This window comes from Janthinobacterium sp. GW460-12-1-14-LB5 (genome assembly GCF_059423585.1).
Map to the genome: position 1 here is coordinate 295,690 of NZ_JBWKYD010000003.1, position 18,700 is coordinate 314,389.

Here is an 18,700-nt window from a genome sequence, read left to right on the forward strand (position 1 = left end):
CGCTCTCCGGAAGGTGGATTATCGGATCGTGTACTTGAACTGCCCCTGCTTGCTGGCAGTGACGCGGATCGACGCGACCGGCTCGCCTTCGGCCATGCGCGCCAGCACCGCTTCGGCGATCGCCGGCAGCACGCTGCCGTTGAGAATTTGATCGACATTGCGCGCGCCCGAATCGACCTCGGTGCAGCGCGCCAGCACGGCGTCGACCAGGCCCGCGTCATGGCTGAACTGCGCCTGGTGGTTGCGCGCGATGCGCGCGCCTATCCTCGCCAGTTTCAGGGCGATGATCTCGGCCAGCACGGCGTCGGTCAGCGGATAGAACGGCAGCACCTTGAGGCGCCCCAGCAAGGCCGGCTTGAAATGCGCCACCAGTTGCGGGCGCACCAGTTCTTCCAGCGCGGCCGGCGTGGGCAAGTCTTGCGCCGCCCGGTTCAGGCAGGCGGCCATCATGGCGCCCGAACCCAGGTTCGAGGTGGCGATGATGATGGTGTTGCGAAAATCGACTTCGCGCCCTTCCGCGTCATCGAGCACGCCCTTGTCGAAGACCTGGAAGAACAGTTCGAGCACGTCGGGATGGGCTTTTTCCGCCTCGTCGAGCAGCACCACGCTGTAGGGCTGGCGCCGCACGGCTTCCGTCAGCACGCCGCCTTCGCCATAGCCGACATAGCCGGGCGGCGAGCCTTTCAGGCCGGCCACGCTGTGCGCCTCCTGGTATTCGCTCATATTGATGGTAATGAGCTTGCGCTCCCCGCCGTACAGCAGGTCGGCCAGCGCCAGCGCCGTTTCCGTCTTGCCCGTGCCGGACGGCCCCGTAAACAAAAACACGGCTTGCGGCTTGTTCGGGTCGTCCAGGCTGGCGCGCGCCGTGCGCACGCGCTGCGCCACCGCGTCGATGACGTGGTCTTGTCCCAGCACCCGTTCGCGCAGCGCGCCGTCCAGGGTCAGCACCGTGCGGATCTCGTCTTTGAGCATTTTCCCCAGCGGGATGCCGGTCCAGCCGGCGACGATGCCGGCCACCACCTGGGCGTCGACTTCCAGCGGCGACAGCGGCGCTTCACCCTGCAGGGCCGCCAGTTCTTCCTTCAGCGCCAGCAGGCGCGCCGCGCCCACTTCGCCCGGCCGCTCGCCGCGCAGCTGCGCGCGCAAGTCGCCGATCTGCGCCACCAGCGTCTTTTCGCGCTCCCAGCGCTGCGCCAGCGCCGCGACCGCCGCCTGGCCTTCGCCATGCTCGCGCCGCAGCTGCGCCAGGCGCGCGGTGCCGGCTTTATCGGGCACTTCGCCATCGGCCGCCTCGCGGGCCAGGGCGGCGATTTCCGCGCCGATGCGTTCCTGGCGCCGGTGCGCGTTTTCCAGCTGCGCCGGCGTGGCGCGCTGGCCCAGCGCCACCTTGGCGCACGCCGTATCGAGCACGCCGATGGCCTTGTCAGGCAGCTGGCGCCCGCTGATGTAGCGGTGCGACAGGCGCACCGCCTCGACGATGGCGGCGTCGCGCACGCGGATGCCGAAATGGCGCTCCATCAGCGGCGCCATGGCGCGCAGCATGGCGCAGGCGATGTCCTCGCTTGGCTCTTCCACCTTCACCACCTGGAAGCGCCGCGCCAGCGCCGCATCCTTTTCAAAGTATTTTTTATACTCGCTCCAGGTGGTGGCGGCGATGGTGCGCAGGGCGCCACGCGCCAGCGCCGGTTTCAGCAGATTGGCCGCGTCGTTCTGCCCGGCCTGGCCGCCGGCGCCGATCATGGTGTGCGCCTCGTCGATGAAGAGGATGACCGGGTGCGGGCTTTTCGCCACCTCGTCGATGACGTTCTTCAGGCGGCTTTCGAATTCGCCTTTCACGCTGGCGCCGGCCTGCAGCAAGCCCATGTCGAGCGCGTGGATGTGCGCGCCCTGTAGCACTTCGGGCACGTCGCCGGCGGCGATGCGCAGGGCCAGGCCTTCCACCACGGCCGTCTTGCCCACGCCCGCCTCGCCCGTAAGTATCGGGTTGTTCTGGCGGCGGCGCAGCAGGATGTCGACGGCCTGGCGTATCTCCGCCTCGCGGCCGATCACGGGATCGAGCTTGCCATCGCGCGCCAGCTGCGTCAGGTCGGTGGTGAACTGATCCAGCGCCGGGGTTTTGCTGGCCAGGGCAGTCACCGGGTCCTCCGGCATGTCGGAAAGCCGCGGCACTGCCGCGCTTTCCTCACCGGAGCCGGCCGTGAGTTTATCCGGATGATGCTTCAATTGCTCCACGCTGAAGCGGGCGAACAGCTTCGAGCCGCGGTAGGCCAGCTGCGACAGTTCCGGTTCCGTCAGCAGCGCCAGCAGCAGGTGGCGGCTGCGGATGGGCCCCGGCTGCGCCGTATCGAGCGAAGCGATCAGCCAGGCGTGTTCGAACAGCAGCGGCAGATGGGGCGAAAACACGGGCGTGCGCGCGCTGCCCGTGCGGAAGCCGCCGATCTCGCGGCGCAGGTCCGCCTCCAGCGCCGTCAGGCTGATTTCGCTGCGCCGCGCGATGGTGACGAAATCGCTGCGTTCCTGCTCCAGCAGGGCCAGGAACAGGTGTTCGATATCGACTTCGTACTGGCCCAGCCCGACGCAGATGGCGGCGGCGCGGGTGGCGGCCGTGCGCGCCGTGTCATTCAGTTTGGCGATCAGGGTTTTCAGGTTATTGCTCATGCGGCGGCTCCCTTGCGGTTGATCGAATAGCGCAGCGACGATGGCTGCAGCACGGCGTCGAAATTGACCGTCTCGCCGCCGGCCTGCACGGCCAGGGTGCCGCTGATGACGAAGCCGACGCGGTTGATGGCGCCGGCCTCGCGCTCCAGGCGCGCGCGCACGTTGCGCAGGCGCGGTTCGTGGCGTTCGATGGCGGCCTTCAGGGCGGCGCAGATGCGGGCGCGGTCGTCGCTGCTGGACAAGCACATGCCGGCGAAATCGATCAAGCCATAGTTGACGATGGACGCCGCGCATTCCGGATAGGCATCCAGCGCGCCGGGCGGCAGGGCCACGCGCGTGTTGAGCAGCTCTTCCAGGTCGCGCGCCACCGCATCCTTCAATTGTTCCAGCGACAGGCGCGCCGCCGCACCGCCGTCGCCCATCAGGCGGTCAAACAAGCCAGGTACATAACTGTCCATGCACACTCCTGGAAAATCGGCGCGGGGGGGGGGGGGGGGGGGGGGGCCGCCGCGCGCCGCGCGCAATGGATCAAGCCACGCGGTTCGCGGCCAGGTCCCAGCCGCCCGAGGTATTGCCGCCGGCGCCGCCCGTCACTTTTTGCTGCGTGTATTTCCACTTCACTTTCGAGAACTTGAAGCCGACGTGTTCGCCGAGGATGTCGCCCTCTTCCACGTTCGGCGTGACGGCGCCGATCAGCACATTCTCGATTTCGATTTCAAAGTATTTGACGCGTTCGCCCTGGCCGTCGGCGCGCATGAATTCGAAGCGCGCCTTGGGGATGGTCTTGCCGGCCGAGCAGGTCTGCAGCAGCACCGGCGAGGCCAGGTCGGCCAGCTTGGAAATGACGATGTCCTTGTGCTCGCAGCGTTCGGCCGTGTGCCCGCCGCCCGTCGAGGCGGTGGCGGACTTCGGCTGCTCGACGCTCCAGCTGACCGATTTGCACTCGATCCAGTCCTTGTGCTTGTCATCGGTGGACTCGCCCTTGATGCCGTCTATCTGCAGATATACATCGATTGCCATGGTGTGCTCCTGTGGTTGAAAGAGGGGTGGATCAGGAATTGGTCGACTTCGGCAACTCCGCGACCAGTCGGAGCGAAACGGATAATTCATCGAGCTGGAAATGGGGGCGCAGGAACGACACGGCGCGGTACACGCCCGGCCGGCCCGGCACTTCATGCACCTGCACGGACGCCTCGCGCAGCGGGAACTGCGCCTTCTGTTCCTGGCTGGCGTTATCGTCGAGCAGCACGTACTGCATCAGCCAGCGGTTCAGAAAATCCTCCACGTTGGAGGCGGCGGCAAAGCTGCCGATCTTGTCGCGCATCATGGCCTTCATGTAGTGGGCGATGCGCGAGACGGCGAAGATGTACTGCAGCTGCGACGACAGCACCGCGTTGGCGTTGGCCGCGTCGCTGTTGTACTTGCGGCTTTTCTGCGCCGACTGCGCGCCGAAGAACGCCGCATACGCCGTGTTCTTGCAGTGCAGCAGCGAGATGAAGCCCAGGTCGCTCAATTCCTTTTCGCGGCGGTCCGTGATCGCCACTTCGGCCGGGCATTTCAGGGCCACGTCGCCCTCGTCCGTCTTGAAGGTGTGGGTCGGCAGGTCGTCCACCAGGCCGCCGCCTTCCACGCCGCGGATGGCGGCGCACCAGCCGTAATCGGCAAAGGCGCGCGTCAGCTTGCAGCCGAACGCATACGCGGCGTTGCACCACAGGTATTTATGATGGTCGCTGCCGTCGACTTCCTCGACAAAATTAAAACCTTCGACCGTGGTGCCGTCGACGGGATTGAACGGCAGCCGGCCCAGGAAGCGGGGCAAGGTCAGGCCGACATAACGCGCATCCTCGGATTCGCGGAAGGCTTTCCATTTCGCGTACTCGATGGTGTCGAACACCTTGGCCAGGTCGCGCGGCTTGCCCAGGTCGCCGTAGCTTTCCAGGCCAAACAGTTCCGGCGCGGCCGAGGCGATGAACGGCGCATGCGCGGCGGCGGCGATGTGCGACATCTGCTCGACGAAATACATGTCTTCCGGCTGGCGCGAGATGGCGAAGTCGCCCAGCAGCGCGGCGAAGGGCGCGCCGCCGAAGGTGCCGAATTCCTCTTCATACACCTTCTTGAACATGCTGCTCTGGTCGAATTCCAGCGCGGCCTGGAAATCCTTCACCAGTTCGCGCTTGGTGGCGTTGAACATGCGGATCTGCAGCCGCGTGCCCGTGTCGGAATTGCCGACCAGGTAGCGCAGCCCCGTCCAGCTTTGCTCGAGCTGCTGGAACGGCGCCGCGTGCATGATTTCGCTGAGCTGGGCGGAGATCAAACGGTCGATTTCCGCCACGCGCCCGTCCAGGGTGGCCGACAGGCTGCTGGACATCAGCACCGTGCCGTCGAGCACCTGCGCCACCAGTTCCGAGATCAGATCGCGCGCGCGCGCATGTTCGGCGCCGGACTTGGCGACGCGGCTCTGCTCGACGATCTGGTCCAGCAAATCGGTGGCGGCCGGCGCGACGGGAGCGGCGGCGGCTAGGGCTTCTGCCTGGGCGTTCATCTCAATCCTCCTGCGCTGGGAACTGCGGTTTCAGGGTGGCCAGGCTGTCCGTGTTGTTCAGCACTTCCGTCAGCAAGTCTTCCAGCTTGTCGTTGCCCGCCAGCTTGTTGCGCAAGTCGGCCAGCTTGGTGCGCGCGTCGAGCAGCTTGCGCAAGGGCTCCACCTGGCGCACCACCGATTCCGGACGGAAGTCGTCCATCGAGCGGAAATGCAGATCGACGGCGAAGGTGCCGCCCGCCTCGCTGAGGCGGTTCGGCACGGCGAAACGGGCGACCGGTTCCACGCCGGCCAGCACTTCGTCGAAGTTGTCGCGGTCGAGGGCGACGAACTTGCGGTCCTTCAGGCGTTTTTTCTCGCTGTCCGGATTGCCGCCGAAGTCGCCCAGCACGCCGACTACGAAGGGCAGCTCCTTGTTTTCAATCGCGTCGCCGATCTCGACGTCGTAGGTCATTTGCACGCGCGGCGCGCGTATCTGCTTCAGGCGTTTTTGCACGCTGTCGGACTTGGGCATGTCGCTTCCTTTGCAAGGGGATGGTGGGAATGCTCGCTTATTTCAGGCCGCTGAACGGGTCGGCCGTGCTGCCTGGCGAGGCCGCGCCCTTCGCCGCCGGCGTGCCGGAACCGGGAGCGGCGGCGCGCTTGCCGGCCGCCGGCGGGCGCCTGGCCGGCGGCACCAGCACTTCTTCGCCGATGCTGGCGCGCAGCAGCTTGGCCAGGTCCTGCGCTTCCGAGCGCAGCGAGCCGTTCAGATTGTTTTGCCGCGACAGGTCGGCCAGCGCCTTGCCGGACAGGCGCAAGCCGCTGACGGCGACGATGCTGTTGGCGACCTTGTCGTCCGGGTCGCGTTCCAGCGCTTCGAGCGCATGGCCGATGGCGTCGCCGTACTGGCCGCGGTCGAACTTCATCTGCGCCATTTGCAGCCACGGCGCCTTGTCGGCCGGGTAGCTCGTGCCGCCGCGCTGAAGCAGGGTCATGGCGCGTTCGTACTGGCCGGCGCGCGCGGCCGCGTCGGCGTCGCTCATCACTTGCGTCAGGGTCGGCGCGGCAGGTTTGCTGGACACGGGCTGGTCTGGCGTGGCGCAGGCGGCCAGCAACAGGGCGCTGACAAGGCAGGCAAGACGGGGCAACACGGTGGTGGCAGGCTTCATCGGGGCACTCCTTCACGTGGAGGACGCTACCGCTGGGAAAGATGGGCGGCGCCTTGGTGGAGGCCATTATTGATCGCCAATTTTTTGGCCAGATTGAGATTAATCAGCAAAGAAGAAGTTCCGCGCCAAAGCCGCGTACAGGTGCATGAATCCTGATCTGGCGCAGGAAGTGCGTTGATCGCAGGCGGACTTTGCGCCAACGCAAGCGGGCCGCCCCTGCATGCGTTTAAATGGCTGCAACACTTTTATTTCCACCCACCATTTTTACAAAGAGTGCCCATGCCATCTGACGCCCCGCTCCGCCGTCTGGCGCGCGCCACCCCGCTACGGCTGCCGGTGTTGCTGCTGGCCTTGCTGCAAGCCGGCTGCGCGGGCGGCGCCATCGGCACCCTGGCCAACGCGGCGCTGCAGATGGCCGGCGTGGCCAAGCCGCCGCCGGAACTGCCCGAGGCGCAACAGCCGCCGCGCAACGTCAGCATCCGCCTGCACGCGGCGCAGCGCCTCAACACCGACGCCGAGGGCCGGCCGCTGGCGCTGGTGGCGCGCATCTACAAGCTGCGCCAGAGCGCCGCCTTCGAGCAGGCGCCCTACGACAGCTTCCTCGACGCGCAGCGCGAAAAGGCGGCGCTGGGCGCCGACCTGATGGAAGTCAAAGAGGTGCTGCTGGTGCCGGGCCAGCGCTACGAGGTGCAGGAAAAAGTCAGCAAGGAAGCGTCTTTCATCGGCGTCGTGGCCCTGTTCCGCGCGCCGGCAACGCAGCGCTGGCGCGCCACCTTTGCCGCCGCCGACGCTGAACGCGGCGGCATCACCGTCGGCCTGCATGCGTGCGCGCTCAGCATCAGCGGCGCGTCCACGCTGTCGGCCCCGCGCTGCCAGTAGCACGAACAGACACGCCACACATACAAGGAGAAACGAGATGGGCATGGCAGCGAAAGTCTTGTGGGGAGAAGGCCTGTTCCTGCGGCCGCAGCATTTCCAGCGCCAGGATCAATATCACGAAGCGCGCCTGCATCACACGGCCAGCGCGCTGCATCCCTACCTGTGGGGCGTGGCGCACATGGAATGGGATCTGGCGGCGCTGAAGACGGGCACCCTGCGCCTGCACGCCCTGTCGGCGATCTTCCGCGACGGCGAAGTGTTCGAGGCGCTGGGCGACGGCGCACCGGGCAGCGACACCCTGCCCCCGCCGGTGGACCTGGAAGCGCTGCCGGCCGCGGTGCAGGAAGTGACGTATTACGCGGCCCTGCCCATCCTCAACCGCGAAGGCATGAACTACACGGCGCAGGCGCAGGCAGCGGGCACGCCGGCGGCCACGCGCTTTGCGCACGCCATGCGCGCCACGCCCGACCTGTTTACGGAGTCCGCCGTGGCCGACGTGGCCTACCTGAAGAAAACCGTGCGCCTGATTCCCGACAGCGAGGCGCGCGGCTCCTACGACTGCCTGCCGCTGATCGCCCTGCGGCGCACGGTGTCGGGCGGCTTCGAGCCCGTGCCCTCGTTCATGGCGCCCAGCCTGGCGATCGCCGGCGCGCCGCGCCTGCAGGGCGTGCTGGAACACCTGCTCGACGCCTTGCAGGCGAAAGTGAGCGCGCTGCACGGCCACCACCGCGAGCCGAGCCGCAACGTGATCGAATTCCGCTCGGGCGACGTATCGTCGTTCTGGCTGCTGCACACGGTGAGCACGGCCGCCGCCGCGCTGATGCACTATGTGCGCCATCCGGCCCTGCATCCTGAGCGCCTGTACGAGGCGCTGCTGGGCCTGGCGGGCGGCTTGCTCAGCTACTCCAAGCACTACACGCTGGCCAGCCTGCCCGCCTACGACCACGCGCAGCCCGGCGCCTGCTTCGACGCCATCGACGCGATCATCCGCGAACTGCTCGACACCGTCATCTCGTCGAAGTATTTTTCCATCGCCCTGCTGGAAGACCAGCCCTCGTACTACCTGGGCAAGCTCGATTCGGGCAAGATCGACCAGCACACCACCCTGTACCTGGCGATACGCGCCGCCATGCCCGCCATCGAGCTGGTGGACGTGGTGCCCGTGCGGGTGAAAGTGGGCGCGCCCGACGACGTGGAAAAATGCGTGCTCACGGCCATGCCCGGCCTCAAATTGTCGCATGCGCCGCAAGTGCCGGCGGCCATCCCCGTGCGGCCCGACACCTATTATTTTGCGATTGAAAACCGCGGCGCGCTGTACGAGCAGATGCTCAAGGCGCAGTCGATTTCCGTCTACGTGCCGGCCGGCATACGCGACCTGCAGCTGGAACTGATCGCGGTGACGGCATGAGCCAGCTCATCGAACGGCGCGCGGCGCCCTCCCTGCTGGGAGCACGCGGTGCCGCACCGGCAGGCGGCAACCGGCATGCGGGCAGCGCCCTGCTGGACCTGATGCACGAAGGCTTCTACATGCTGTTCATGCTGAAACACGGTTCGGCGCCCGGCGACGAGCAAAGCTTCATGGACCGCATCACGGCCTTCCTCGGCGACTTCGAACGCGAAGCGAAAAAGATCCGCGCCGACGGCGACGATATCGAGGCGGCCAAGTATGCGTTCTGCGCGGCCGTCGATGAAATCATCCTGGCCTCGCCTTTCGCCCTGCGCAAGCAGTGGGAGCGGCGCCCGCTGCAGCTGCTGATCTTCGGCGACCAGCTGGCCGGCGAACACTTTTTCGACCGCCTCGACGCCTTGCGCGGCAAGGGCGCCATGCGCGTGCAGGCGCTGCAGGTGTTCCACATGTGTTTATTGCTGGGATTCCAGGGCAAGTATGCGATCGACGGCGGCGAAAAACTCAGCTACCTGACGGCGCGCCTGGGCGACGAGATCGCCCACATCAAGGGCAAGAGCCGCGGCTTCGCGCCGCGCGCGGAACGCCCCGACCAGGTGGTCAACAAACGCGGCAGCGACGTGCCGCTGTGGGCGCTGTCGAGCTTTTTCGCCCTGCTGGCCATCTGCGCCTACCTGGGCCTGAAAACGCATCTGACGCGCGGCACGCAAACGACCCTGGCCGCGTATGCGGACCTGGTCAAACTGGCGCCAAGCCCCGCGCACCTGACCATCACCTTGCCCTGAACACCTCACAAAACCTACTGCGCGATTCTGAACTCGATGCGCCGGTTACGCGCCCGGCCGTCGGCCGTGGCGTTGCTGGCCACGGGGCGATCCGGTCCCTGGCCCGACACCAGCACCGAGTCCGCCACCACGCCCTTGCTGGCCAGGTAGGCGCGCACGGCTTCGGCGCGCGCCAGGCTCAGGGCCACGTTGCTGGCGCGCAGGCCCGTGTCGTCCGTGTGGCCGATCACCTCCACCTTGCGGCCCCGCAGCCTGAGCATGGCGGCCGCCATCTCGTCGAGGATGGCCAGGCCGGCCGGCGTGATGGACGCCTTGCCGCTGTCGAATTCGATGATGCGTTTATCGAGCGCCGCATCGAGCAAGCCCTGCTCGGCCTCGGGCGCCTTGACCCGCAAGCCGTTGTTGACGGTGTAGGTGGGATTGAGGCTGGTGGCGATGTCGCTGGCGATCTGCTGGCGCTGCGCCTCGTTCGCCACTTCGCCGCGCACGCTGACATTGTTGCCGGCTATGCTGATCTGCCCCCGTGAAATCAGCTTCAGGTTGGGCGCGATCAGCTTTTGCACGTAGGCGTTCCAGTTGGCCGGCACGGCCACGCTGCCGATGGAGATCTGGTCGACCACGCGCTCGGCGCCATACAGTTCGCGCAGGCGGGCCAGCACGGCCGCCTTGCCCGCCTCGTCGGCCAGGGTGCCCGTGACGAGGATTTGCCCAGGCATCGGCGTCTGCGGCGCTTGCGCCTGGGCGTGGCAGGCAGTGGCGGCGCCCAGCAGCAGGAAGAAGACGGTTGGTTTCATCGCAATCCTTCAGGCAAAGGTATCCATGAACATGGCGCAGGCCGAGCGCAGCGACAGCTGTTCCTGCTGCAGGCAGGCGGAAAACCGGCGCAGCGCCGCATCGCTTCCCAGCTGCTCTTCGACCCAGTCGAGCTGGTCGAAGACGATCAGCCGTTCGCTGCCCGCCTGCGGATCGATCAGCGCGCGCAAGCCGTGCGGGTCGGCGCCGCAAAAGCCGATCACCAGCACGGGCGCTTCGTCGAGGCGGGAAAAGAACAGCGCCAGTTCGAAATCGGCCTGGCGCAGGAAAGGCGCGATCAGGTGCAGCCAGAAGCTGGCCACCAGCTCGCGCAGCGGCGCCTCTTGCGGCAGCGGCAGCACCAGGCTTTTCTCCAGGCGCGGCAAACCGCTCTGGCGCACCGGCCGCAGCAGCAGGCCCAGGCCCAGCAGCAGTTCGCGCACCGTCACGGGGAAGGCGGGCGAGGCCAGCATCGCTTGCAGCCCATGCACGGTCTGCGCCTGCAGGAAGGCGGCCAGCCGCGCCGCGTGGCACGGCGCGGCCGGTTCGATTTCCACCACGTTGCCGGCCAGCGCCAGCAGCGCCGGCCCCGGCTCGGCGCTGGCCACGATGCCCTGCGACAGCTGCTCCACGCGCTGCCACAGCGGTGCCAGCGCCAGCGGGCTGCAGCCGACAAAAGCTTCGGCATCGTCGACTTCCAGCGCGCCCATGGCCATGAAGGGAAAGCGCCGCTGCGACTGGTCGTTGCTCGCCTCCAGGCGCCCGGCGATGGCGCGCCGGCTGCGCGTGCCGACGAAGGCAAAGCGCAGCGGCGGCAAGGCGTCGTAATTGAGCTTCCAGCGCGGTTCCACCGTCAGCGCAGTCATGACCTGCGCCAGCCAGTCGTCGAGCAGCTGCACCAGCGCGTGATTGTCGCAAGCCTTGATGAAATCGCCGCGCGCGGGGATCTTACCGAAGTAGCCGAGGCGCACCTGCTGTTGCGCGCGCATCATGGCGACACTCCCGCTGCGGCTGCGGCGACGGCGGCAATGGCCGGCGCGGGCGCGGCAGCCCCCACGATCGTCTCGGGCAGCTGCATGCCGCGAAAGCCCTGCTCCTGCACCGCAGCGGCGGCACCGGCGCCCGTCGCCGTCGTTTCGGCGCTGCTGGTAATTTTCAGGTCGACTGCCACGGCCACCTCGCCGCGCGCCCAGCGCAGTTCGAACACGCCGCCGTCCTTGCGCTTTTTGCTCGCCGCATCGATCATGCGCTTCAGGCCGAACTGCCCCGGCTCGTTGAACAGCTCCACCGTGCGCCCGTCGAAAGTGACGGCCGTGATGCGCGCGCCCTGCATGCCCGCCGCGCCCTGCGGACCCGGATGCACCATGTTCGTCCACTGCGCCGGCGTGTTGCGGTAGCGCAGCTGCTGGCCGTCGATCTCCACCGTGTATTCCAGGGTGCCCGGCGCGGGCGACGGCTGGATCTGGAACACGGTTTGCGCCGCCGTCGACGTGGCCGCCACGCCGCCCGCGCCCAGCGGCGCGATCCAGCCGGGGAAGCGCGCCACCACCTGCGGCGACAGGCTGATGCCCATGTCGGCCCAGGTGCGCGGCGCCAGCACGTCGCCGCGCCGCACCACCAGGGGGCCCATGGACGTCGTGACGAATTTCGCCACCAGGCCTTCCGGGCCGAAGAACTGGCCGATCTCCAGGTTGCTCGCCTCGATGCGCGCGCTTGGGGCAAACGGATATTTGTTGGCCAGCGATTTCTGGAACGGCTCATACACCTGCGCCGCCCAGGTCTTGTTGATATCGAGTTCGGCCGGCGCGACGATGACGGCAAAGGTCTGCATCAGCGGGCGCACGAGGATGGGGCGTATGGCCTGCTTCTGCGCGTCGCTCATCCCCGTGAGCAGCTGCTCGTCGACCAGTTTCAGGGCGTCGGCCAGTTCGGAACCGCTGCCTTCCAGCGTCTGCTGCATGAACTGGCGCGCGCCCGGTCCCGCGTCGCCCTGGTTCTTCAGCTGGTTCAAGCGGCTGCGCAGTTTCGACAGCGCTTCCAGGTAGGCGCGCATCAAGGACGCATTGTTGTCCCTGGCCGCCACCAGCTTGCCCACGCCGGCAAATTCGCGTCCCACGGGGCCCATGGGCTTATCCAGGCGGGCCGGGTCGATCTGCGCATTGAGGCCGGGATTGGCCGTCAGCTGCGACGGCGCGCGGCGCAGCACGGTTTCCTTGAACCAGGCGACGATGCCCCGCTCGGCCTTGCGCAATTGCGCATTTTGCAGCGCCGGGTTGTCCCACGAGGTTTCCTCGTAGATGGTCGTCAGCAGCCTGGCAATCGGCGACGACTGCGGGTCGCCCAGGCGGTTCATCGCCTGCACGGCACCGTCAAAACCTTTCAGGTCGGCGACGGCCACACCCTGCACGAATTTCTGCCACTCGCGCGCGTAGTCGGCCTTGTACATGGCCACCAGGTTTTTCTCGATCTGCTCCGGGCTGCCTTCCAGGGTCAGGTCGTCGGTGGAAGCGCTTTTCAGCACCCAGTCGGCGCTTTGCAGCTCGCGGTTGGCGGCATCGCGAAACGCGCCCTCGACGAACTTTTCCCACGCCTGGCGCGTAAAGGCGCCGGAGACGGCATAGCTGCCGGCCAGCAGCGCCTGATCCTGTTCGCCGACGATGCGCGCCACCGTCATGCCGGGAAAGCGCGTCGAAGCGCGCGCCTTGATGTCGGCATACACGCGCTCGCGCGCCGGCATGCCGCGCACCACGCGGCGCAGGTTTTCGCGCGCCTGGTCGACCAGCGCCAGCTTTTGCTCGATGCGCGGCCAGGACGGGTCGCCGATCTGCGCCAGGTAAAACGTCAGCAGCCGTTCGGCGCTGCGTATCATCTGTTCGCGCGGCATGGCGCCCCGGTTGCCCTCCAGCCAGCCGCGCCAGAAACGCGTCAGCTGGTCGTTCAGGTGGCTGCTTTCCGCATGCGTCTTGTCGGCCAGCATCAGATAGGTTTTCAGCGCGTTGTAGGCGTCTTCCACATTCGTCGCGCTGGCCGCCTGGTACTGCACGCTGCGCGGCGCGGCGGAAGGTGCTGCGGGCGCGGCGGCCGGCGTCTGCGGCGTGCGCGCCGTGGGCTGCAGCTGGTCGGCGCTGGCGTTCATTTCGTACAGCAAGGCTTCCAGCGCGCCCGCCACGGGGGCCAGCATGACCTGGCGCGCGCCGGCAAAATATTCCTCGCGCAACTTGCGCTCAAGTAAGTCGCCCTGGTACAGGCCCAGGCGCAAGGACCACGGCCGTTGTGTGCGGTACGCTTCCAGCTGCTCGATGCGGTCCTGCAAGATCTCCAGCGCTTCCAGGCGCGACTGCAAGTCCAGCCGTTTCTCTTGCAGCTTCACCACTTTATTCAGATCGGCTTCCACATTCGCCACCAGTTGCCGGTTGCCCAGGTAGGACCAGCTCCAGCCGCCCAGGCAGGCGCCCAGCGAGACGGTGGCGGCAAAGAACACGGCATATTTGAAGCGCAGCCTGGCGCGGTTGGCATAGTTGGCCACCAGGTGCTTGTCGGCAAAAATCACCTTGCGGAACAGTTCCAGCAGGAAATAGCCATGCTGGCGCGCGCCCGATGGCACGGCGGCCGGGGCCGGCGCGAAGGCCAGGTCGAAGCGGCGCGCCACCTGCTGCGAAGAGGCACTGACGGGCTCGCCCTCCTGCAGCGCGCTGGTAAAGTAAAAGCCGCGGAAGACGGGCTGGAACTGGAACGGATTTTCCTCGAACAGGGTGGCGATGAAGGCGCGCAGGGCCGGCTTGATGGCGGCAAATTCCAGCGGAAACGTAAACACGCCGGGCGCCATCGTCTTGCGTTGCCGGTGCGCCATGTTGGCCAGGCTCAGCTCCGTCAAGCCGTCGTGCAATTCATCGAAGCTCTGGTCGAAAAAACTCAGCAAGTCGGCCGTGGGCAGCTTGCGCTGGTAGGGCATGGTGGCGCCCCAGACGCGCTCGCGCTCGCTGCGCTCGGCATCCGCAAAGAAATCCGTGAAGCCCGAAATCAGGTCCGCCTTGGTAAACACGATGTACAGGGGCGCGAACACTTCCAGGCGCTCGATGACGTCTTGCACGCGCTTGCGCAGGCTGCGCGCCAGTTGCATGCCGACATCAGGGTCGCCTTTCAATTCGGCGATGCTGACGGCGATGAGGATGCCGTTGATGGGCGCCTTGCGCCGGTATTTTTTCAGCAGGTCGAGAAAGCCGAACCACTCGCCGCGGTGCTCGTCGACGACGGAATAACGTCCCGCCGTGTCGAGCACGATGCCGTCCGTGGTGAAAAACCAGTCGCAGTTGCGCGTGCCGCCCACGCCTTGCACGATCTTGCCGTCGGCGAAGGGAAATTGCAGGCCCGAATGCAGGATGGCACTGCTCTTGCCGGCCGCCGGATTGCCGATGATCATGTACCACGGCAATTCGTACAGGGCCGCGGCGCCCGATTTGAGGCCCAGCTTGGACGTCTTGATGGTCTCGATAGCGGCCTGCATGCCCGTGCGCACGGCGCCGAGTTCGCCATGCTGCGTGTTGCTGGCCGTCGATGCCGAGGCCGCTTGCGCGGCGGCGATCTCGGCCTCGTTGAGGATGGCCTGTCCCAGCGCCTGCGCATCGCGCCGCGCGCGGCGCCGGCGCCACAGCCACAGGCCCAGCCACGTGACAAAGGCCAGCAGCAGCAAGGCCAGCGCCCAGATCAGCGCCACTTCCAGCACTTCGGCGCCCAGGTACAGGAACACGGCCAGCGCCACGAAGCCGAAGATGGTCAGATTGCGGCTGTCGGTGAGGAAATGCCAGAGTCGTCGCAGCATGATGAGCCCAGAGTGAGGTCGCAAAGCAGGAGGAACGCCGCCGCGCAGCAAGGCGGACTCGACCCATCCTGACAGCAATACGGCACGCCTTGTTGACATATGACAAGTACCCGGCGCCAGCGTGCCGCAGGTGCCGGCATGCCATTGACGCTGCGCAAGCAAGCTTGCAGCTGTGAAAATCCGGCCCCGGCGCGGCGCTAGAATGGCTGGCGCGGCTTACTTGCCCAGCACGCGCGGTTGCGGCAATTCCGTGTGGCCAAAATCCATCATGGTCCAGCGCCCGCCCCAGCGCAGGCCCACCGATTCGGCCGTCACGCCATATAAACGGTAGCCGCGCATGGCCCAGGCATTTTTTTCAGAAATGATGAGCTTTCCTTCATGCATGAATGCGCAATCGGCGGCCAGGCCGTACTGGTGATAGCTTTGAAACGCCCTGGCGTTCGTCACGTTGGGGCCGGCCGCCGCCAACTGGTCCTGGCGCGCGGGACTGCGATAGCCTTCCAGCAAGACCATGTCGTAGCCATGCACCTCCTTCATGATCTTGAAGACCAGCAGCAAACGCTGCGCGTAATCGTGGTCGAGCAATTGCCAGTTGCGGCTGGCGCCGCCCAGCAGCGGACGCAGCTGCGTTACTTCCGCCGTGGAAAACAGCAGCGGCGGCAAGGCGGGCGGCGGCACCAGCTGCTCGCCTTTCAGCAAGTCGCTGACCTGGTCGTTGATCGCGTGTTGCTGGTCGGCATAGCCACGCAGGGCGATGCGGTCGCTGGACAGCCAGGCCAGCAGCGGCGGCACGATGACCAGCACGCTGCCTGCCAGGCTCAGCCAGCGATGCCGCCGCAGCAGCTGCCAGGCGCGCGCCATGCCCGAGCCCGTATGCCTCTGCACGCGCTGCCATTGCGCGCCGCCACCCCGCTGCAGCCCCTGCGCGCGCCGCTGCATGCGCCAGCCCAGGTTGACGAGCGTATGCAGCACGATGGCGCGGCCGCCGGGAAACAGCAGCAGCCAGCAGGCAAAACAGGCGAGCAGGAAATACATCAGGATCAGGGCGACGAACATGGGGCGCTCCATAAGGGGAATAGCCAGGGCCGGGCAAGCAATTGCTCGGCGGTATCGCTAGATCGTAGGCGCCCGCGGCCCGCATGAGCGCGGTTTACATCAAGGTCAGTCGAGTTTGATCCACTGCGGAGGTGATATTTTGTCTTTATTGAAAACCGGAGATGGCCAGGCGCGCGGTCCCAACCTGCTGAGCAAGGCCGGCACGGCCGGTGCGCCAGGCGACAGCAAGGGCATCCTGTCACAGCTCGAACACGGCGTCGCCGCGCCCGCTGTCCGGCCCGCCCTGCGCTGGCGCCCTGGCTGGCGGCACTGGACCGCCGGCGCGCTGTGCCTGGCGGTGCTGATCACGGCCGTACTCGCTTACGACACGGAGGCCAGCTTCCTGCCGCCGGCACCCGTCACGGCCACGGCGGCGCCCGCAGTGCCGGCGCCATCCGCGCCAACGGTGCCCCCGCACGCGGCGCAAGCGGCCACCATCGTCAATACGGCGGGACCGCCCTTGCCTGCGGCGGCCGCCGCGACAGCAAGCGTCCCGCACAAGACGCCGCCGCCCGTACGCCAGGCCGCCGCCCGTCCACGCGGAGCAAAACCGGCTGGCGCGCCCGGCGACAGCGACGTCGCCTTGCTGACGGCGATGGTGGCGCATGCGCACCGGCAGGAAGGCACGGCGCCGCCCGTGCGCGACGTGGTGCTGCGCCAACAGGAAGAAGAAACGGCTGAGCTGTTGCGCCGCTGTCAGCAGCTGGGCCTGATCGAAGGCATGCTGTGCCGCTCGCGCATCTGCTCGGGCCGCTGGGACAGCGATCCCGCCTGCCATTGAGGCTGACGCGCCGCATGGAAGCTCAGGCGCGCTTGTCGCGGGTGGTCCATACCAGGGTCTATCCTGGGTTTTTCGGGTGGGCGGCGGCGTCCATGCGGCCTTGCAAAAAGCCTTCCATCAGCGCCAGCAACGCCTGCGGCTGCTCCTGGTGCGGCGTATGGCCGCATTGCTCGACCATGGCGGGCACGGCGTTGAGGGCCTGCGCCACGATCGTGTCGACCTGGGCGGCGCTGCCGTACTGGTCCTCGCTGCCCTGCACCACCAGCGCCGGGCATTCGACGGAAGGCAGCAGGTACTCGATGTTCCAGAACTGGAAACCATAGCTGAGCCAGGTATCCGACCAGGCCTTGAAGATGGTTGCCGTCTTGTCGCCATGGTATTTCGCCAGTGCGCGCAGCTTGCCCGCGCCAAACGCCGCGTCCGCCACGCGAATGCCATCGAGCGTGATGCCTTCGACAAACACGTGCGCCGCCTCGGTGATGAGGCCGCGCAAGCGCGGCGGCTGCTGCGCCGCATAGATCAGGGCGATGCTGCCGCCATCGGAATGGCCGATGAGAAAGTGATCCTGCCCCGGCAGCAGTGCAGCGAGCACCTGCGGCAGCTCGCACAGCGCGTAGTCGTGCAAATAATGGAGCTGGCGCCGCGCCGCCAGCGGCGACGACTGCCCATAGCCGTGGCGGTCATACAGCAAGCCGCGGCAACCCGTCGCCTGGCACAGCTGCGCGGGGAAATCTTTCCACATCGCGCAGCAGCCGAGCCCCTCGTGCAGGAATACCAGGCAGGGCTTGGCGGGGTCGCCGTCGATCAGCTCGTAATAGATATCGGTTTCGGCGCTCAGGTTCAGTATCGGCATGGGCTAGGCTCGCAACGGGTTCCGCATCGGCAGGACAGGCTGGCCTATTGTGCCATCGTCCGCAAGAGCATGCTCGTCGTACACGGAAAAATAGCCGCCTGGAAAATTTGCAAGCCGCTGTCCGCACGCTGTTTGCGTCAACGCAAATACCCGCTGTTTTTCCCCGCCCTGGCGCCCCTTTTCGCCACGGCGCGGGCCTAGAATTGGCTTCTCCTCCCTCGGAGCAGACGGCTACCTTATCAGCCTAGACGTGACACTGGCCGTCACGGCAACAGATAGGGCGTCTTGCCGCACGACGTCAGGCGCGGCGTCCAAACTATCGATCAGGAGTACATCATGGAAATGAAAGTAGAACATCGCACGGGCAGCAACCTGGCACTGGAAGAAACCGATGCGCCGACGGAACAGGAAGGCCAAAGCGCCCAGGGCGCGGCCGCACAGGACTTGAACCTGAGCCCCGCTGCCTTTACCACGTACTACACGTGGACGGCCAATGGCGTGCATCCTTCGGTCAACTTCGTCAATGCCAATGTGAAGGCCAATTCGCGCGTCTTTCTCAATATCAGCGAGTATGCCGCGACGCCCCAGGACCGCTTCATCGGCGCCGCCCGCATGGCCGTGTACAACATCGCGCCGTACAACGGCGGCTTCCGGGCCTGGGTGGAGATCTCCTGGGGCAGCCCGCTCAAGGTGCGTTTCGACGTATTTGTCGATCCCTGATCCGGGAAACACTGCGCGTACCCCGCCGCCAGCAGACCGGCATCGCGCACGTCGTTAAGGCACTGAAAGCTTGGATGGCGTGAACGGGAAACCGCGCGCGCAAAACAAAAGGGCCACGTGTTGCCACGTGGCCCTTTGCTACTGCTTGTTCTGGCTCCCCGACCTGGACTCGAACCAGGGACCTGCGGATTAACAGTCCGTCGCTCTACCAACTGAGCTATCA

Annotated in this window: 16 protein-coding genes; 5 read left to right on the forward strand and 11 right to left on the reverse strand. The window is 66.6% G+C overall.

All coding sequences use genetic code 11. The annotated features are described in order from the left end of the window. Nucleotides 1-18: 18 nt before the first annotated feature. The 6 genes from tssH to AC07X6_RS04580 all read right to left on the reverse strand — a co-directional run bounded on the left by tssH (nt 19) and on the right by AC07X6_RS04580 (nt 6,348). Nucleotides 19-2,658 (reverse strand): type VI secretion system ATPase TssH, encoded by a 2,640-nt coding sequence (gene tssH / locus AC07X6_RS04555; RefSeq protein WP_494790224.1) that lies wholly within the window; start codon nt 2,656-2,658, stop codon nt 19-21. Then, entirely contained in the window at nt 2,655-3,116 is a 462-nt protein-coding gene (gene tssE, locus AC07X6_RS04560) for a type VI secretion system baseplate subunit TssE (RefSeq protein ID WP_230540335.1), read from the reverse strand. Before tssE ends, tssH begins: the two co-directional genes overlap by 4 nt. Nucleotides 3,117-3,186: 70 nt before the next feature. Beyond that, on the reverse strand, nt 3,187-3,678 hold the full coding sequence (locus AC07X6_RS04565; RefSeq protein ID WP_034750126.1) for an Hcp family type VI secretion system effector: 492 nt from the start codon (nt 3,676-3,678) through the stop codon (nt 3,187-3,189). Between the two features lie 31 nt (nt 3,679-3,709). After that, nucleotides 3,710-5,200 (reverse strand): type VI secretion system contractile sheath large subunit, encoded by a 1,491-nt coding sequence (gene tssC / locus AC07X6_RS04570; protein WP_494790225.1) that lies wholly within the window; start codon nt 5,198-5,200, stop codon nt 3,710-3,712. 1 nt (nt 5,201) lies between these two features. Continuing rightward, nucleotides 5,202-5,711 carry a type VI secretion system contractile sheath small subunit gene (gene tssB, locus AC07X6_RS04575; protein WP_230540333.1) on the reverse strand — a complete coding sequence of 170 codons (510 nt, stop codon included), beginning with the start codon at nt 5,709-5,711 and terminating at the stop codon, nt 5,202-5,204. A 37-nt stretch (nt 5,712-5,748) separates the two neighbouring features. Further along, complete coding sequence (locus AC07X6_RS04580; RefSeq protein WP_494790226.1) at nt 5,749-6,348, reverse strand: hypothetical protein; 600 nt, start codon at nt 6,346-6,348, stop codon at nt 5,749-5,751. Between the two features lie 279 nt (nt 6,349-6,627). Here AC07X6_RS04580 and tssJ point away from each other — a divergent pair, with 279 nt between their 5' ends. From tssJ to icmH, 3 genes are read left to right on the forward strand one after another with little or no spacing between them, the layout of a single operon-like run. Beyond that, nucleotides 6,628-7,227 carry a type VI secretion system lipoprotein TssJ gene (tssJ, locus tag AC07X6_RS04585; RefSeq protein WP_494790227.1) on the forward strand — a complete coding sequence of 200 codons (600 nt, stop codon included), beginning with the start codon at nt 6,628-6,630 and terminating at the stop codon, nt 7,225-7,227. 37 nt (nt 7,228-7,264) lie between these two features. Further along, nucleotides 7,265-8,635, forward strand: a complete 1,371-nt coding sequence (gene tssK, locus AC07X6_RS04590) for a type VI secretion system baseplate subunit TssK (protein WP_494790228.1) — start codon at nt 7,265-7,267, stop codon at nt 8,633-8,635. After that, on the forward strand, nt 8,632-9,417 hold the full coding sequence (gene icmH, locus AC07X6_RS04595) for a type IVB secretion system protein IcmH/DotU (protein ID WP_494790229.1): 786 nt from the start codon (nt 8,632-8,634) through the stop codon (nt 9,415-9,417). Before tssK ends, icmH begins: the two co-directional genes overlap by 4 nt. 14 nt (nt 9,418-9,431) lie before the next feature. Here icmH and AC07X6_RS04600 read toward each other — a convergent pair whose 3' ends face one another. The 4 genes from AC07X6_RS04600 to AC07X6_RS04615 all read right to left on the reverse strand — a co-directional run bounded on the left by AC07X6_RS04600 (nt 9,432) and on the right by AC07X6_RS04615 (nt 16,084). After that, complete coding sequence (locus tag AC07X6_RS04600; RefSeq protein ID WP_494790230.1) at nt 9,432-10,211, reverse strand: OmpA family protein; 780 nt, start codon at nt 10,209-10,211, stop codon at nt 9,432-9,434. A 9-nt stretch (nt 10,212-10,220) separates the two neighbouring features. After that, nucleotides 10,221-11,201: a type VI secretion system-associated protein TagF gene (tagF, locus tag AC07X6_RS04605; protein ID WP_494790231.1), complete on the reverse strand. Its 981-nt coding sequence runs from the start codon at nt 11,199-11,201 to the stop codon at nt 10,221-10,223. Next, nucleotides 11,198-15,028 carry a type VI secretion system membrane subunit TssM gene (gene tssM / locus AC07X6_RS04610; RefSeq protein ID WP_494790232.1) on the reverse strand — a complete coding sequence of 1,277 codons (3,831 nt, stop codon included), beginning with the start codon at nt 15,026-15,028 and terminating at the stop codon, nt 11,198-11,200. The genes tagF and tssM overlap by 4 nt, the downstream gene beginning before the upstream one ends. 216 nt (nt 15,029-15,244) lie before the next feature. Beyond that, nucleotides 15,245-16,084, reverse strand: coding sequence for a M15 family metallopeptidase (locus tag AC07X6_RS04615; protein ID WP_230540325.1), 840 nt, complete (start codon nt 16,082-16,084; stop codon nt 15,245-15,247). Nucleotides 16,085-16,223: 139 nt separating this feature from the next. On the opposite strand from AC07X6_RS04615, the gene AC07X6_RS04620 reads away from it, so the two are divergent. After that, complete coding sequence (locus tag AC07X6_RS04620) at nt 16,224-16,904, forward strand: hypothetical protein (protein WP_494790233.1); 681 nt, start codon at nt 16,224-16,226, stop codon at nt 16,902-16,904. A gap of 58 nt (nt 16,905-16,962) precedes the next feature. Here the strand turns inward: AC07X6_RS04620 and AC07X6_RS04625 are convergent, their stop codons facing one another. Then, on the reverse strand, nt 16,963-17,757 hold the full coding sequence (locus AC07X6_RS04625; RefSeq protein WP_494790234.1) for an alpha/beta fold hydrolase: 795 nt from the start codon (nt 17,755-17,757) through the stop codon (nt 16,963-16,965). A 336-nt stretch (nt 17,758-18,093) separates the two neighbouring features. On the opposite strand from AC07X6_RS04625, the gene AC07X6_RS04630 reads away from it, so the two are divergent. Then, entirely contained in the window at nt 18,094-18,477 is a 384-nt protein-coding gene (locus AC07X6_RS04630; protein ID WP_230540322.1) for a hypothetical protein, read from the forward strand. The last annotated feature ends 223 nt before the right edge of the window (nt 18,478-18,700 follow it).

Excerpts from the sequence above, each read along its gene's own strand:
- tssH (WP_494790224.1), bottom strand. The coding sequence starts at position 2,658 with ATGAGCAATAACCTGAAAACCCTGATCGCCAAACTGAATGACACGGCG.
- tssE (WP_230540335.1), bottom strand. The coding sequence starts at position 3,116 with ATGGACAGTTATGTACCTGGCTTGTTTGACCGCCTGATGGGCGACGGC.
- AC07X6_RS04565 (WP_034750126.1), bottom strand. The coding sequence starts at position 3,678 with ATGGCAATCGATGTATATCTGCAGATAGACGGCATCAAGGGCGAGTCC.
- tssC (WP_494790225.1), bottom strand. The coding sequence starts at position 5,200 with ATGAACGCCCAGGCAGAAGCCCTAGCCGCCGCCGCTCCCGTCGCGCCG.
- tssB (WP_230540333.1), bottom strand. The coding sequence starts at position 5,711 with ATGCCCAAGTCCGACAGCGTGCAAAAACGCCTGAAGCAGATACGCGCG.
- AC07X6_RS04580 (WP_494790226.1), bottom strand. The coding sequence starts at position 6,348 with ATGAAGCCTGCCACCACCGTGTTGCCCCGTCTTGCCTGCCTTGTCAGC.
- tssJ (WP_494790227.1), top strand. The coding sequence starts at position 6,628 with ATGCCATCTGACGCCCCGCTCCGCCGTCTGGCGCGCGCCACCCCGCTA.
- tssK (WP_494790228.1), top strand. The coding sequence starts at position 7,265 with ATGGGCATGGCAGCGAAAGTCTTGTGGGGAGAAGGCCTGTTCCTGCGG.
- icmH (WP_494790229.1), top strand. The coding sequence starts at position 8,632 with ATGAGCCAGCTCATCGAACGGCGCGCGGCGCCCTCCCTGCTGGGAGCA.
- AC07X6_RS04600 (WP_494790230.1), bottom strand. The coding sequence starts at position 10,211 with ATGAAACCAACCGTCTTCTTCCTGCTGCTGGGCGCCGCCACTGCCTGC.
- tagF (WP_494790231.1), bottom strand. The coding sequence starts at position 11,201 with ATGATGCGCGCGCAACAGCAGGTGCGCCTCGGCTACTTCGGTAAGATC.
- tssM (WP_494790232.1), bottom strand. The coding sequence starts at position 15,028 with ATGCTGCGACGACTCTGGCATTTCCTCACCGACAGCCGCAATCTGACC.
- AC07X6_RS04615 (WP_230540325.1), bottom strand. The coding sequence starts at position 16,084 with ATGTTCGTCGCCCTGATCCTGATGTATTTCCTGCTCGCCTGTTTTGCC.
- AC07X6_RS04625 (WP_494790234.1), bottom strand. The coding sequence starts at position 17,757 with ATGCCGATACTGAACCTGAGCGCCGAAACCGATATCTATTACGAGCTG.
- AC07X6_RS04630 (WP_230540322.1), top strand. The coding sequence starts at position 18,094 with ATGGAAATGAAAGTAGAACATCGCACGGGCAGCAACCTGGCACTGGAA.